The sequence below is a fragment of the Hymenobacter sp. B81 genome (genome assembly GCF_044628455.1).
GTDB lineage: Bacteria > Bacteroidota > Bacteroidia > Cytophagales > Hymenobacteraceae > Solirubrum.
In genome coordinates, this window is the sequence record NZ_JBIYZW010000002.1 from 89,357 (window position 1) to 104,565 (window position 15,209).

Consider the following 15,209-nt stretch of genomic DNA (forward strand, 5'->3'; position numbering starts at 1 on the left):
TGGCCCGCAACCAGCTACGCCAGTTATGCTTGTCCCCAATTCTAGGTACAAGCCGTTCTTTTTATAGTCCCGCAAATCGAGTGGCCGGGCAGCCGCAAAAAAAAGCGGAGCGAAATGTCTTTCGCTCCGCTTGCGCAAGCCTGCCGCTTATTTCGCTCAGAGCTTTTCGGCCAGGAAGCGGGCCGTTTCGTTGGTGGTCTTAAGCTCGGCGAAGGCTTCGGGCGTACCCTCGAACAGCAGGTGCCCGCCGTTGAGGCCGCCCTCGGGGCCGAGGTCGATAACCCAGTCGGCGGCTTTGACGATGTCCATGTTGTGCTCGATGATGAGCACCGAGTTGCCCTGCTCCACCAGCGCGTTCAGGGCCGTGAGCAGCTTGTTGATGTCGTGGAAGTGCAGGCCGGTGCTGGGCTCGTCGAACACGAACAGAATCTTGTCGGACTGCAGCGTGGCGCCTTTCGTGAGGAACGAAGCCAGCTTCACGCGCTGGGCCTCGCCACCCGAGAGCGTATTGGCCGACTGCCCGAGCCGGATGTAGCCCAGACCCACGTCGTTGAGGGGCTTGAGGCGCTCGGCTACCTTGGGATGAGCAGCAAAAAAGTCCAGCGAGTCCTCCACCGTCAGCTCCAGCACCTCGTCGATGCCCTTGTCCTGGTACTTCACTTCCAGGATGTCCTGCTTGAACTTGCGCCCGTTGCAGGCCTCGCAGGTCAGGAAGATGTCGGCCATGAACTGCATTTCGATCTTGACCTGGCCCTCGCCCTGGCACACCTCGCAGCGGCCGCCCTCGATGTTGAAGGAAAAGTGCGAGGGTTTCAGCCCGCGGGCCTTGGCCAGGGACTGCTCGGCAAACAGGGTGCGGATGGCGTCGTAGGCCTTCACGTAGGTGACGGGGTTCGAGCGGCTGCTCTTGCCGATGGGGTTCTGGTCGACGAACTCCACGTGGGCTACCTGGCTCAGGTCGCCGGCGAGCTTGTCGAACTTGCCGATGCTTTCCGACGAGGTACCGCCCAGCTGCCGGGCCAGGGCCGGGTACAGAATGCGCTTGATGAGCGTGGACTTGCCCGAGCCCGACACGCCCGTCACCACCGTCATCACGCCCAGCGGAAACTTCACCGTGAGGTTCTTCAGGTTGTTTTCGCGGGCCCCCACCACTTCGATGGCGTTGCGCCAGGGCCGGCGCACCTTGGGCACGGGCACGGCCATTTTGCCGCTCAAATACTGGCCGGTGTAGGTTTTGTCGTCTTGCAGCAGCTCCTGGTAGGTGCCCTGGAACATCAGGTTGCCCCCCCCCGAGCCGGCCTCGGGGCCGATGTCGATGATCTGGTCGGCCACTTCCATCATTTTCTCCTCGTGCTCCACTACCACCACGGTGTTGCCCAGCTGCTGCAAGGAGCGCAGCACGCCGATGAGCTGCTCGGCGTCCTTGGGGTGCAGCCCGATGCTGGGCTCGTCGAGCACGTACATCGAGCCCACCAGGGCCGAGCCCAGGGAGGTAGCCAGCTGAATGCGCTGCGACTCACCGCCCGAGAGGGTGTTCGATAAGCGGTTGAGGGTGAGGTAGCCCAACCCCACGCGCACCAGGTAACTCAGGCGGTTGTGAATTTCCGTCACCAGGCGCTCCGATACCGACATGTCGTGCTCGGAGAGGCTCAGGTTTTCGAAAAACTCCTTGGCGTCGCGAATGGGCAGCAGCACCAAGTCGGCAATGTTCTTGTCGGCCACGCGCACGTACTGGGCGTCTTTGCGCAGGCGGGTACCCCGGCAGTCGGGGCACACGGTGCGGCCCCGGTAGCGGCTTTGCAGCACGCGGTACTGAATCTTGTGGGTCTGCGTCTGCACCCACTCGAAGTAGGCGTTCAGCCCGTCGAAGTATTTGTTGCCCTCCCAGAGCAGGCGCTGCTCGGCCTCGCTCAGCTCGTTGTAGGCCCGGTGAATGGGAAAGTCGAAGCGGATACCGTTTTTGAGCAGGGGCTTGAGCCACTCGCTCTGCTTCTCGGTGCGCCAGGGCGCAATGGCCCCTTCGTACACCGTCAGTGTCTTGTCGGGAATTACCAGATCGGGGTCGATGCCCAACACCGAGCCGTAGCCCTCGCAGCGCTGGCAGGCGCCGTAGGGGTTGTTGAAGGAAAAGAAGTTGACCGTAGGCTCCTCGAAGCTGAGCCCGTCCAGCTCGAAGCGGTCGGAAAAGGTGCGGGTTTCGGTTTTTGGTTCTTGGTTATTGGTTATTGGCTCACCCGAACCATCAACCAATAACCAAGAACCAGAAACCACAACCACGCAAGTGCCGTGGCCCTCGAAGAAGGCGGTTTGCACCGAGTCGGAGAGGCGGAACTGCAGATCCTCGTCGTCGGGCTGCATTACGGCCCGGTCGATCATGATCTGTACCTCGCCCCGGGGCTCAGGCTTGCCCTCGGCCAGCAAATCCTCGATGAAGGCCATTTCGCCGTCGATCAGCACGCGGGAGTAGCCTTTCTGCAGCAGCAAATCCAGCTCCTTGCGCAGCGGGCGGCCCTCCTCGGCCGGAATCAGCGGCGCGATAATCATCACGCGGGTGTCGGCGGGCAGCGAAAACAGGTAGTCCACCACGTCGCTCACGGTATCCTTGCGCACCTCGCGGCCCGAAATGGGCGAGTAGGTGCGGCCCACGCGGGCAAAGAACAGCTTGAGGTAGTCGTATATCTCGGTGCTGGTGCCCACCGTCGAGCGGTTGTTGCGCACCGTCACCTTCTGCTCGATGGCAATGGCGGGCGAAATACCGCGGATGTAGTCCACGTCGGGCTTGTCCATGCGCCCCAGAAACTGGCGGGCGTAGCTGCTCAGGCTTTCCACGTACATGCGCTGGCCCTCGGCGTAGAGCGTGTCGAAGGCCAGCGAGGATTTGCCCGAGCCGGAAAGGCCGGTGACGACGATGAACTGATTGCGCGGGAAGGCCACGCTCAGGTTCTTGAGGTTGTGGACGCGCGCGTTTTTGATGATGATGAACTCGCGCGGGTCGAGCTGGTCAATCGGGTCGGCAGCCGGGGCGGCTACCTGCAGGTTATCCTGGGCCATAGAACGTGCTAACACCCAATCCGGCCGCGAAGGTTTCGGCTAACGGCATTGGCGAATGGGACTGCCGAAGGTACGACGGGAACCGGGCCGGTGGCTAACCCGAAGCCAACTTTGCCTTTTCTATTCCCCGCAGCCGGCGAGCAGTTCCCTACCGGTACTAACCTCCTTCCATTTCCGCTGAATACCTTGTGCTGACAGTTCAGCCGTTGCCAACAATTGGTTATGTCCGCAATGAGATTCGACCACTACATCATCCGTCCCCTCGCGGAAAACGACCTGCTCCCCTACTTCGAGATGGTGGAGCGCAACCGTCCCCGCTTGGAGCAGTTCTTCACCGGCACCGTGTCGCGCACCCGCACCCTGGCCGACACCCAGGCCTTCCTAGCCGACATTGCCGAGCGGGTTCAAGCCCGAACCTACCTGCCCTATGTCATCGTGGACGAAGCCACCGGCCGCTTTATCGGCTTCCTCGACCTTAAGAACATCGACTGGAGCATTCCTAAATCGGAAGTGGGCTGCTATGTGGACGCCGCGGCCGCGGGCCAGGGCGTGGCCACCCGGGCTTTTCAGGTTTTCTGCGCCTACTGCTTCGCCGAATTCAAGCTCCGCAAGCTGTTCCTGCGCACCCACGAGAGCAACACGGCTGCCCGGCGGGTAGCCGAAAAAGCCGGCTTCGCCGTGGAAGGCGTCATCCGCTGCGACTACAAAACCACCGCGGGCGAAGTGGTCGACCTGATTTATTACGGCCGGCTGGGGTAGCGCAGTTTGGCGGCTGACCGACGACTGTACTCGCCTCAGTCCCCAAGCATTCATTACCGGGCTATTTCACCAGCTTCGGCCCCACCACCCGCTTCCACAGCGCGTAGCCGGCCGCAGTCATGTGCAGGCTGTCGGCCTGGTACAGTTCGGGGCGGGGTTTGCCGCTTGGGCCGAGCATGGGCGCGGCCACGTCGGCGAAGCGCCGGCCCGGACGGAAGCGGCAGTAGCGGCGAATGGCCCGGTTCACTTCGCGCATCTGCGGCTGCAGGTGCCAGCGCGAGGGGCTGGGCTTGATGGCCAGGTACAGCAGCCGGGTGCCGGGCAGCTCGCGCCGCAGCCGCCGGGCAAACGTGCGGTACGACTCGATAACCTGCGCCGGCGTGCGGCCCGCGCCCAAGTCGTTGTCGCCCACGTACAGCACCACCTGCCGCGGGCGGTAGCGCTTCACCACCTGCTCGAAGTGCTGGATGACGTCGGGAAAATGTGAGCCGCCGAAGCCGCGGTTGAGCAGGGGCCGGCCGGGAAAATCGGTGGCGAGGCTGCGCCAGCCCACGATGGAAGAGCTACCGGTAAACACGCTGCCACCCGCGGGCGGGGGCGCCAGGCTGTCTTGCCGGGCAAAGGCGCGCATGGCCCCGGCCCAGATCCGGGCGCGCTCGGGGGTGGTTTGGGCGTGCAGGGCCCCGCTCAGCGGCAGCAGGCTGCCGAGCAGCAAGATCAACGAAAGCAGAATGCGCATCAGGCAAAAAATTATCGGCGCAAATCAACGCAAACGGCGGCTCTCAGGCTTGCGCCCGGGGATTCGGCACCGATAACCCCGCCTGCCTCGCCTCGTTTGTGTAATTTTGGTATTCTTCGGGAAGTTTCAGCCCGACAGAAGCCGCTGATTACGCCTTTTTGTAACTATATGAAGATTTTTTTACGTACGCAGCTGTGGTTGTGGCTGGCGGTGCTCGGCACCAGTCTGGCCGTAGCCAAGCCCGACCCCACTCCTTCGCCCCTGGGCGGCTACTGGAAAGGGTTGTTCCGGGTGCCCAGCGGCACCTGGGACCTGGCCCTCACGGTGGTGCCGCTGACCAATGGCGAGCTGTACGCCACCCTCGACGTGCCCAGCCAGCAGATCAGCCGCATGCCGGTGAAGGTGGAAAGCAAGGGCGACAACGTGACGCTGCGCATTCCCGAGGCCGGCAGCCGCTTCGTGGGCAAGCTCTCGGCCGACCGCAAGCGCCTGACCGGCACCTGGTACCAGCCGGGCGTGAAAACCGAAATCGTGCTGGAAAACCGCACCAGTAAGCTCACGGCGGCCAACTTCAAGCCCAAGGTGCCCTACCGCGAAGAAGAAGTGGTGGTGCCCAACAAGGTGAGCAAGGTGCGCCTCACCGGCACGCTCACCATGCCCGCCGGCAAAGGCCCCTTCCCGGCCGTGGTGCTGGTGTCCGACTCGGGTCCGCAGGAGCGCGACGCCACCGTCGACAACTACAAGATGTTCGGCATTCTGGCCGACTACCTCACCCGCCGCGGCATTGCCGTGCTGCGCTACGACGACCGCGGCGTGGGCAAGTCGACCGGCAGCTACCAGAATGCCACCACGGCCGACCTGGTGAGCGACGCGCAGGCCGCTATGGGCTTTGTGCGGGCCCACTACAAGGTGGACAAAACCAAAGTGGGCATGATCGGTCACGGCGAAGGCGCCAACGTAGCCCTGCTGGCCGCGGCCCAGAAGAATGCCCCCGACTACATTATTTCGCTGGCCGGTTACGGTTTGCCGGGCCACGAGATTCTGAAGCGCCAGCAGGTGGAGATTCTGCGCATGATCGGGGCCAACCCCAACCAGGTGGAGGGCGCGCTCAAGTTTCACGACCGCATGCTCACCGTCATCCGCGAGACGCCCAACAACGAGCTGGCCCGCGCCAAGGTGGCCGCCATGCTGCGCATCAGCAACGCCGACATCGACTTCACCATGGTGCAGGCCCGCGCCGCCCAGCTCACCTCGCCCTGGTACCGCTATTTCATCGACTTCGACCCCAAGAACAAACTCGCGGAAGTGAAATGCCCGGTGCTGGTGCTCAACGGCACCGCCGATTTGCTGGTGTCGGCCAACCAGAACGTGCCCGCCCTGCAGAAGGGCCTGAAGCCGGCCGGCAAGCGTAAGGTGGCCGTGCACAAGATTGCCGGCACCAACCACTGGTTCCAGTCCGACCCCGACCAGTGGCCCATCGTCGACGGCCGCCAGCAGGCCACCTTCGCCCCTAAGGCCCTCACCCTGATTCACGACTGGGTGGCCCGCCACAGCTACCTGGCCGCCCCGGCCGCGGCGCAGTCCGCCAGCAAAACCACGGCCCAGGGCAAAGGCGCCGACAAGGAAAAAGCCGGCACCACTCCGGCCAGCGCGGCCCGCTAAACGGGTTTCAGCCGATTGGCTTAACAAGGCGCGGCCCGCCGGAACCCTGGTTCCGGCGGGCCGCGCTGCTTGGGCGCCTGAGCGGAGGCTAGAAGCGGATGCCCGTGGAGTAGCCCACCCAGCCCAGCACTTTGGTAAGGGAGTTGCCCTGGTCGAGCCAAAGGCTGCGGCCCTCGCTCAGGTTGGAAGCCACGGTGTTCCGCTCGGTGTCGAAGCGCTCGGTTACAAGCAAACTCACCACCGGCCCGGCCACCACGCGGAAGCGGCTGCCTTTTCGGAAGGGCGAGAAGCCTACCAGCAGGCGCAGCTGGTTGTGCAGGTTCAGGGCCTCGGTCAGCCCGCTCTGCTCCTCGTTTACCTGCATGGCCATTAGGTCGGTGGTTAGGCTGAAGCGGCGGGCCTTGAAGAACTCGGCGCCCAGGCCATAGCCCACGCCCCAGCGCCGGCCCTCGCTGCCCGCGGGCGGCTGGAAGGCGCCCGAGAAAAAGGTGTAGAAGTAGGGCGAGCCGCCGAGCTTGAGGCTGGCCTGCACCGGCCAAGTCTCGGAGTAGCTCAGCTCGAGGCGGTGGTAGCCGTGGCGCACGAAGTTGAGCGGGGCCAGACTCACGCCCTGCACCGAGTCGGCGATGTTGATAAGGCCGGCCAGCTGCACCCCGCGTACCTGGCTGGCCACGTTGAACAGCCCGGCCGCCTGCACGCCGCGCACCTCGCCCAGCGACACGTTGAACAGCCCCCCGGCCTGCACCAGAAAGTCGCTGTCGGCCGCGCCGGGTTTGGCATTACCCGAGTAGTTGAACAGTCCGGCCGTCTGAGCGCCCGCCACGGGTCGGGTAGCCACGTTGAACAAGCCCGCCGACTGCCAGCCTTCGCCGCTGCCGCCCAGCACGTTGGCCAGTCCGGCGCCCTGGTAGCCCTGCAGGCGCTTGCCCACCACGTTTACCAAGCCGGCCATCTGAAGACCCTTCACCGTGTCGCGGGCTACGTTGAACAAGCTCGCGGCCTCTACCCCATCGACGCCCGCCGAGTAACCGCCCAGCACGTTCAGCGAGACGCTATTAACCGTCTGCCCGCTCCGCAGGCCGTTGGAGCCCAGCGGGCCGAGAAACGATACCTGCGCCGTGCGCCGGTAGGTAGGCCGCGCGGGCTCCTCAGCGGCCGGCTCCGGCTCCGCGCCGGCCCGCGCGGCCGAGTCCTGCGCTGCCGCTAGCGGCTGAGCGTGCGCCTGCCCCCCGGCCGCGGCCGAATCGGCGGGCGCCGGGGTGGCAGTGGCCGCCGGCTGGGTCGAGGCTGTGGCCTGCGGGTCATCGGTGGGCTGCTCAGGGGCCCGGGCGGACTGGTTGCGGGCCGGGCTGGTCGCGGTATTGCCGGAACCCTGCGGTTTGCCCGGCGCTTTCGTTGGCGTCCTGGCTGGAGCCCGCGTCGCTTTGGCCGGGGCCTTTGCGGCCGTGGTTGGGCGGCTGTCGGATTGGCTTCTGCCCACTTTGCTGCCGGCCGGCTTGCTTGCGCTGGCCTTGCCGCCGTTGGCGCTGCTGCCGCCGGCCGTGCTGCGCGGCCCCGCGCTGGAGCTGCCCGCCGGCTTGCCCGAAGTGCCGGCCGGCTTCGGGGCCGGGGCTTGCGGGGCAGGCTTAGCGGGCTCAGGGCGGGCAGCCCCAGTATTCGGCGTGGGCTTTACCTCGTCGGTGGCCGCGGTGCGCGGGGGCAGGCTGCCGCCGGTAGATGCCCCGGTCGGCGCGGCGCCGGGGACCGTTTTGCTCACGGTAGTCGTGGTGGTGCCGGCGCCCGCCGGGTCGGCGGGGCGGGCGGCCGGACGGGACTTGGCGGGGGCGTTGTGCAGCACCACCTGGTCGCCCACCAGCTCGTAGCCGATGTTCTTGTCGCGCAGCAGCTGGTCGAGCACCTGCCGCAGGGGCTGGTTCTGCACGCTGAGCGTCACGGGCTGGCGCAGGTTCAGGGCCGTGTTGCTGTAGGAGATGCGCACGCCGTACTGCTTGCGCAGGGTGCGCAGCACCGATTCGAGCGGGGCCTGGTTGAAGGTGACCGTGACCCGGCGCTCCATCACGGAACCGGTTTGGGCCAGGGTGCGGGCGGGGTCGCCGGCCAGTGCCCAGAGCACGGCCGCGGCCAGGCATATGCGGTTGCGCATAGCAGATAGGGGTTCGGGAAAAGCAGAGGACGAAAGTAGGAGCTACCGGCAGCCCGCTCCATCAAGGGTATAGCCGGCCGAGGACTGGCTCACGGCCAGGTTGGCCGAGAGGCTCACCACGCGCAGCACCTGGGGCAGCTGGGCCTGGGCAAAGGTGCCGGTGAAGCGGCAGCGGGCCAGCTCGGGCTTGCTCAGCACCACCGGTGTGCCGTAGTAGCGCGACAGCGCCTGGGCCACCTGGTCGAGGGGCTGGTTGTCGAACACCAGCTCGTCGTGCTGCCAGGCGCGGAAGTTGGGGTCGGTAATGGGGCGCTGCACGGCCACGGCGGGGGCGTTGCGGCGAATCACGCCGCGCAGGCCGGGGGTAAGCAGCACCGAGTCGGCGGCGGCGACTTTGTGGCGGTCGGGGCTGAAGGCCACGCGGCCGGTGACCACGGCTACTTCCACCGAGTCTTCGGCGGCGTAGGCGCGCACGTTGAAGGAGGTGCCCAGCACGCGGGTGCGGGTGTCGCCGGCCAGCACCGTAAAGGGGCGTCCGTGGTCTTTCTGCACCTCGAAGAAAGCCTCGCCCTGCAGCTGCACCACGCGGTCGGTCTGGTTGAAGTCGGCGGCGTAGGTGAGCGTGGAGTTGCGGTTCACCCACACGCGGCTGCCGTCGGGCAGGGTGGCCAGCTGACGCTGGGGGCCGGCAGCCACCGTAACGGGCGCCCCGCCGCGGCTCAGCAGGAAGGTGCGGGCCACGGCCCACACGCCCAGCAGCAGCAGCACGGCGGCAGCTACCCGCAGCCAGGGTTGGGAGGAACTCCACATCGACACCACCTTGGCCTCGGCGGCCGGCGCGGTCAGCGGCGGCGGCGTAGCCTTCAGGCCGGCCTGGGCGCTGAAGCGCTGCCAAGCCCGGTCCACGTCGGCTTCGGTGAAAACTTCTTCCACGGCCCCACCCCGCTCCCAGGCCCGGGTGGCGTCGGTGAGCACGCGCAGGCGGCTGGGCTGGCTGGTAAGCCAGCGGTGCAGCGCCTGCTGCTCCGACGCGGAGGCCTCCCCGGCCAAATGCTTGGCCAGTAATTCCCAGGGGGCGTCCGTATCGGAGTAGAAGTCTAGCATGGCAACGAATCGGCTTTCAAATTGCGGAATTCCGGCGGATCTAGCGCAAAGCGGAGCTTCGCGCTAGCGCCCTACGGCTGAATGACCAGGGAGGCCGTGCGCACGGCGGTGCCGGCAAAGTAGCCCACGGCCTTGGGCCCCGCGGGGTTGGTGTTCAGCACGTTGGTGCGCACGTTGGCCGGCGGGGCGGCAAACAAACCCACGTTGTTGATCTGGGTGAACATCTCGTTGAGGAAGTAGAAGTAGTCGCGCGGCAAGCTCAGCAGCTCGATGCGCACCCGGTCGCCCACGCGGAAGCCGCGGTCGGTCAGCTCCAGGTTGCCGATGTACTTGCCGTCGACCAGCTCGTCGGAAGTCACCACCAGCTCGTCGGGGTCGTTGCGCAGGGTGTCGTTCTGATAGAGCTTGAAGCGGTAGTAGTCGCCCACGCCGGGCAGCTCGGGGCCGTTGTAGAGCACGTAGTAGCCGTCTTCCCAGCCCGGCTCGTTCTGCTTGCGCTGCTGGGTGAAGCTGTCGATGTTCGGAATGCGCTTGATTTCGGTGGCGGCGCGGTACTCCTGGCCCTCGGCGCGGATGGTGAGCACGTACTGGCCGCCGATTTTGCCCTGTAGCTGGCTGGACTGGTACAGGCCGGGGGCGGTTTCGCGCAGGGTTTCCCGGTGGCCCTCGTTGTCGGTCAGCACCAGTTCGGCGCCGCGCACGGCGGGCAATTCCTGGTCGGCAAAGTAGGCGCCGGTTTTGCTCAGCCGGATGCTGTAGGGGCCGGGCTGGTCGGTGATGTTGCCCTCCACCACGAGCTGGGGCTCGGGCGCGGGCAGGTCCACGTCAATCACCTCGGTGCAGCTGCTGAAGGGCAGGCCGGCGGCGAGGATGGTCAGCAGAAAAAGAAAGCGTTTCATAGCGAAGGCGGGCAGGGCGAGGCTTGGGAATGTGCTATTTCGGGGCCGACGGCGCAGGCGGGTTTGGGAGGCGTTTCCGAGAAGGCAGTGAGAAGGCACTCCGAAAGCAGTCCGAACCCGGGTCAGCGGAAAAGTCACAATTCGCGGCAGCAGGTTAGAAGTTGAAGTTGTAGGACACCGAGGGCAGCACCGTGCCGAATACCGAGAGGCGCACGGCCTCGGTTTTGCGCGGGTTGTCCTGGTTCTGGCGGAAGTAGATGCCGTAGGCGTTGCGGCGGGCGTAGGCGTTGTACACCGAGAACACCCACTCGCTCTGCCAGCGGCGCCCGGGTTTCTGCCGGTTCTTGAGCGTGGCGCCCAAATCGAGGCGGTGGTAGGCCGGCACGCGGTAGTTGTTGCGGGCGTCGCCGCCCACCACGGGCACCACCAGGCCCTCGTACACGAAGCGGCCGTTGGGGAAGGTGGTGGCCACCCCGGTGCCGTAGGCGAAGTTGGCCGATACCGACAGGCGCGGGCTCAGCTCGTACAACCCCACCACCGAGAGCGAGTGGGTCTTGTCGTACTTGTTGGGGTACCACTGGCCGGCGTTGATGCCCTCGATCTGCCGCTCGGAGCGCGAGAGGGTGTAGCTGACCCAGCCGGTGAGCGGGCCCTGGTTTTTCTTGACGAAGAACTCGGCCCCGTAGGCGCGGCCGTCGCCGTAGAGCAGCTCGCCTTCCAGATGCTTGTTGAGCAGGGTGTTGGCCCCGTTCACGTAGTCGATCTGGTTGCTCATGGTCTTGCCAAACACCTCCACCGACGCCTCGTACTGGTTGTCTTGGAAGTTGCGGAAGTAGCCCAGGGCTACCTGGTCGCCGCGCTCGGGGCCGATGTTGTTGGTGCTCGGGCTCCACACGTCCAGCGGCGACGAGGCCGTGGTGTTCGATATCAGGTGAATGTACTGAGCCGTGCGGTTGTAGCTGGCTTTCAGGGAGCTTTGCTCCGTGAGGGTGTAGCGCAGCGAGGCGCGGGGCTCCAGGCTGGCGTAGCGCTTCACCACCTCGCCGTCCCGGGCCACGCGGGCGTTCGAGGGGTCTTTGCGCTGGCCCACGGCGCCGGCGTAGTCGTAGATGGCGGTGCCGCTGCCCAGGAAGTCGAAGACCGACACGCGCAGGCCGTACTGGGCCTGGAGGCGGGGCGAAATCGTCTGCTCGTTGTCGATATAGGCCGCGTACTCACCGGCCTGCTGCTGGTCTACTTTCAGCCCGGTGAAGATGGACTCAGCGCTCAGGGGCTTCACGGTGGCGGGGTCGAACACGTAGCGGGTACCGCTCACGCCGGCCGAGAGGGTGTTGCGCTCGTTGAGCAGAAAGCTCAGATCGGCCTTGCCGGTGAGGTTGCGCACGCTCGACTTCCACTCAAACGCCTGCGTACCCTGCGGCACGCCCAGCGAGTAGTCGTACTGGGCGGCCACGCCCGAGAAGTTGCCCACCAGGCGCGGCGAGAACTGGTGGGTCCAGCGGATGGTGCCGCCGGTGTTGCCCCAGTCGTTCTGGAATACTTTCGCGAAGTTGAACACGTCGCGGCCGCGGTAGCCCGTCAGCTGCAGCCGGTCGCGGGCGCTGAACTTGTGGCTGACTTTCACGCTCAGGTCGTAGAAGTAGGCCTGGTTGTCGCGCTGCTCGGGCACCAGCTTCAGAAACAGGTCGCCGTAGGAGCGGCGGCCGGCCAGCACCACCGAGGTACGGTCCTTAATCAGCGGAGCTTCCACCGCCAGGCGCGAGGAAATCAGCCCGATGCCGCCGTTCACCCGCAGCTTGTCGGCCGCGTGCCCGTCGCGCAGGCGCACGTCGAGCAGGGACGAGAGCCGGCCGCCGTACTGGGCCGGAATGCCACCCTTGTAGAGCGTCATGTCCTGCACCGCGTCGGGATTGAAGGCCGAGAACAGGCCGAACAGGTGCGAGACGTTGTAGACGGGCATCTCGTCCATCAGAATCAGGTTCTGGTCGATGCTGCCGCCGCGCACGTTGAAGCCCGAGGCCCCCTCGCCCACCGTCGTCACGCCCGGCAGCAGCTGAATGCTGCGCACCACGTCCACTTCGCCGAGCAGGGCGGGCATGAGCTTCACCGTCTTCATGTCGAGGCGGTTGACGCTCATCGCGGGCTTTTTCACGTTGTCTTCGGCGCGCACGCCCTGCACCACTACTTCCTGGGTTTGCAGGCGCTGGGCCGTGAGCTTGGGCGAGCGGGTCAGGTTTTCGGTGAGGCTGATTTGCTCCTGCCGGGTTTCAAAGCCGATGATCTGGAAGGTAACCGTGTGGGTGCCCTTGGGCAGCTCGAGGGCGTAGCGGCCGTTTTCGTCGGTATTTACGCCCAGGCCCAGGGCTTGCACGAACACCGAAGCGCCCACGAGGGCTTCGCCGGTGGTGGCGTCGCGCAGGGTACCGCTGAGGGTGGCCTTGCCGGCGGCCGGCGTTTGCTGGCTCCAGGCGGGCTGCGCGGCGAGCAGCAGGCCCGCCGCCAGTCCGAGTGGGAAGAGGGGTTTCATCGTTTGTTTTCAGAGCGTGGGGCGGCGGGCCGACGAGCAGAAACCGGCCAGCGCACCCCGGTAGAGAAGTAGGAGCAGTGGGTAAGCGGAGGCGGCGCGGGGCTTAGTTGCCGGTGAGCACCTTGCCCGAGCCCGAGATGCGCGTGGTCACCACCGGCGTGCCGCGGTAGTACACGGTGCCCGAGCCACTGATTTCGGCGTTGAGGGTGCGCGCGGCCTGCACGTAGCTTTTGCCCGAGCCCGAGATAGACACGTAGGTATCCTGGGTGCTCAGCTCGTAGGCCTTCACCTGGCCCGAGCCCGAAATGCTGCTGGTGTGCGCGGGCGCCGTGCCGGCCAGCAGGATATCCCCCGAGCCGGAGATGCTGCTGCGCAGGCTGTTCACGCTGGCGAAGTACAGGTCGGCCTTGCCCGAGCCCGACACGGCCACGCGGAACTGGTCGGCCGTGAGCGGGGTGACGGTGCGCAAGGAGCCCGAGCCGTTTACCTGGGCCTCGGTGAGCGAGGGCACGGTGAGGTACACCTTGATGGGGTCGTGGCTGCGCACGTTCACCCGGCCGAACTCGATTTCGAGCTGGTCGCCGTTAAGCTCGGTTTCCAGCACGTCGAGAATGTTGCGCTGGGCTTCGATGCGCACCTGCTGCTGCGGGCCTTGGGTAAGGATGACTTCGGCGTCGATCTTCAGCTCGACGCGGCTGAAGTTGCTCAGGGTACGGGTTTCCGATTGGGTGGGGCCGGTGCCGCGCACGCGGGGGCCGAAGGCGTCGTCGCCGTCGCGGTTGCAGCTGGCCAGTACGAGCGTGGCGGGAAGAAGCAGGGCGAAGAGGGAGGTTTTCATAGCGGGTAAGCGGTTGGGAGTTCGGGGTCTTTGGTCTTAAGACCCGCAACCCCGCCCCTACCCCTACGCCGGACCGGAAAATATTTCATCTTTTTTTCAGCCGCCTGATGCAGAGACGCATACCCGCGTCTCAATCGTTGCTGACGTCGCCTCCCAATCGTCCGCACCATGAGGTCGATTGGCCGTTTGGGCGGGTCGTTCGGGCGGGAGACGCAAGTATGCGTCTCTACCGGCCCGGCGGTCAGAAACAGCGCCGCCCGCTCCGGGCGGGAGCGGGCGGCATCAGACGGGCGCGACCGGGGGCTTAGTGCGCGGCCACGTAGTCGAGCACCTTGTTTTTCATTTCGTGGTAGAGCTGCAGGGTTTTGCCCGGCACCAGGTCGGCGTCGACGTTGCTGCCCACGAACACCGCGGCGCGCTGGTCGTCGAAGTACAGCAGCACGGCCGAAGCCCCGAATACCGCCCCGGAGTGCCCGTACTGCTTGCGCCCCTTCAGGTCCCACACGTCGATGCCCAGGCCGTACTCGCCCCGCACCGGCGTGCGCATCTGCGCCCACGAGGCGGCCGACACGATACGGCCCTGGGCCAGCGCCTCCATAAAGGCCACGAAGTCGAGGCCGGTGGCCACCAGGCCGCCGTCGCCCAGCTCGCTGCGGATTTCGGTGAGCGTGGCCGCCGTGATGTTCTCCACGCGCCCGTTGCCGTAGCGGTCGAAGTAGAAGTTGGGCAGGGGCAGGCGCTCCAGGTACTCGGGCTGGGCCTTGTAGTAGGTGCGCGTGAGGCCGGCCGGCTGCAGAATGTTGTCGCGCAGCCACTCGCCTTCGCGGGTGCCGGTGACGTGGTTGATGAGCAGGGACAGCAGCACGTAATTGTTGTTGGAGTAGCTGTACTGGGTGCCGGGCTCAAACAGCAGGGGCTTGCCGTAGGCGTAGCGCAGCGCGTCGTCGGCCGTCCAGGGCTTGGTCAGCTCGTTGTACCAGCGCAGCTGGTAGTTGAGGTTGTCCACGTAGTCGGGCACGCCGGCGGTGTGGCTCAGCAGCATGCGCACGCTGATGTCGCCGGGGCGGGTGAGCTGGCGGCTGACGTCGGCGGGCAGGTAGGCACTGATTTTCTCGTCGAGGCGCAGGCGGCCCAACTCCTGCAGGCGCAGCACGGCCGCGGCGGTGTACATCTTGCTCACGCTGCCCGCGGCGTGCACGTAGCCGGGTGCCAGGCGGGTGCCGGTTTCTACTTTGGCCAAGCCGCCGGTGCCTTCCCAGCGGCCGGCCGGGCTTTGCACCGCCACCACAATGCCGGGCAGCCCGCGCCGGGCGTAGTCGTCGATAATGGCCTGCAGATCGGCGGCCCAGGGGTGGTTGGCGTCGAAGGTCTGGGCTACCGGCGCCCGCAGCTCCTGCTCGAAGCTTTCTTTCTGGCAGCTGCCCAGGCCGAGCGTGGTCAGCAGCGCCAGCAGCAGGCGGAAGTGAAATGCGTAGTTCATCGGGGTC

10 protein-coding genes are annotated in these 15,209 nt (G+C 66.0%); 2 read left to right on the forward strand and 8 right to left on the reverse strand.

Annotation, left to right across the window (positions count from 1 at the left end):
- Positions 1 to 156: 156 nt before the first annotated feature.
- On the reverse strand, positions 157 to 3,051 hold the full coding sequence (gene uvrA, locus ACE191_RS11495; RefSeq protein WP_400192370.1) for an excinuclease ABC subunit UvrA: 2,895 nt from the start codon (positions 3,049 to 3,051) through the stop codon (positions 157 to 159).
- Between the two features lie 222 nt (positions 3,052 to 3,273).
- Here uvrA and ACE191_RS11500 point away from each other — a divergent pair, with 222 nt between their 5' ends.
- Positions 3,274 to 3,810 carry a GNAT family N-acetyltransferase gene (locus ACE191_RS11500; RefSeq protein WP_400192371.1) on the forward strand — a complete coding sequence of 179 codons (537 nt, stop codon included), beginning with the start codon at positions 3,274 to 3,276 and terminating at the stop codon, positions 3,808 to 3,810.
- A gap of 61 nt (positions 3,811 to 3,871) precedes the next feature.
- Here the strand turns inward: ACE191_RS11500 and ACE191_RS11505 are convergent, their stop codons facing one another.
- Complete coding sequence (locus tag ACE191_RS11505; protein ID WP_400192372.1) at positions 3,872 to 4,549, reverse strand: SGNH/GDSL hydrolase family protein; 678 nt, start codon at positions 4,547 to 4,549, stop codon at positions 3,872 to 3,874.
- 168 nt (positions 4,550 to 4,717) lie between these two features.
- Here ACE191_RS11505 and ACE191_RS11510 point away from each other — a divergent pair, with 168 nt between their 5' ends.
- Complete coding sequence (locus ACE191_RS11510) at positions 4,718 to 6,211, forward strand: alpha/beta hydrolase family protein (protein WP_400192373.1); 1,494 nt, start codon at positions 4,718 to 4,720, stop codon at positions 6,209 to 6,211.
- Between the two features lie 88 nt (positions 6,212 to 6,299).
- Here ACE191_RS11510 and ACE191_RS11515 read toward each other — a convergent pair whose 3' ends face one another.
- The 6 genes from ACE191_RS11515 to ACE191_RS11540 all read right to left on the reverse strand — a co-directional run bounded on the left by ACE191_RS11515 (position 6,300) and on the right by ACE191_RS11540 (position 15,202).
- Positions 6,300 to 8,354 carry a secretin and TonB N-terminal domain-containing protein gene (locus ACE191_RS11515; protein WP_400192374.1) on the reverse strand — a complete coding sequence of 685 codons (2,055 nt, stop codon included), beginning with the start codon at positions 8,352 to 8,354 and terminating at the stop codon, positions 6,300 to 6,302.
- A 42-nt stretch (positions 8,355 to 8,396) separates the two neighbouring features.
- Positions 8,397 to 9,458 (reverse strand): FecR family protein, encoded by a 1,062-nt coding sequence (locus ACE191_RS11520; RefSeq protein ID WP_400192375.1) that lies wholly within the window; start codon positions 9,456 to 9,458, stop codon positions 8,397 to 8,399.
- A gap of 71 nt (positions 9,459 to 9,529) precedes the next feature.
- The gene (locus ACE191_RS11525; RefSeq protein WP_400192376.1) at positions 9,530 to 10,357 is read right to left on the reverse strand and encodes a DUF4249 domain-containing protein; all 828 of its coding nucleotides are present in this window, start codon (positions 10,355 to 10,357) and stop codon (positions 9,530 to 9,532) included.
- 154 nt (positions 10,358 to 10,511) lie between these two features.
- Positions 10,512 to 12,884, reverse strand: a complete 2,373-nt coding sequence (locus ACE191_RS11530) for a carboxypeptidase-like regulatory domain-containing protein (RefSeq protein WP_400192377.1) — start codon at positions 12,882 to 12,884, stop codon at positions 10,512 to 10,514.
- 103 nt (positions 12,885 to 12,987) lie between these two features.
- The gene (locus ACE191_RS11535; protein WP_400192378.1) at positions 12,988 to 13,722 is read right to left on the reverse strand and encodes a head GIN domain-containing protein; all 735 of its coding nucleotides are present in this window, start codon (positions 13,720 to 13,722) and stop codon (positions 12,988 to 12,990) included.
- Between the two features lie 304 nt (positions 13,723 to 14,026).
- Entirely contained in the window at positions 14,027 to 15,202 is a 1,176-nt protein-coding gene (locus tag ACE191_RS11540) for a serine hydrolase domain-containing protein (protein WP_400192379.1), read from the reverse strand.
- Between the last annotated feature and the right edge of the window lie 7 nt (positions 15,203 to 15,209).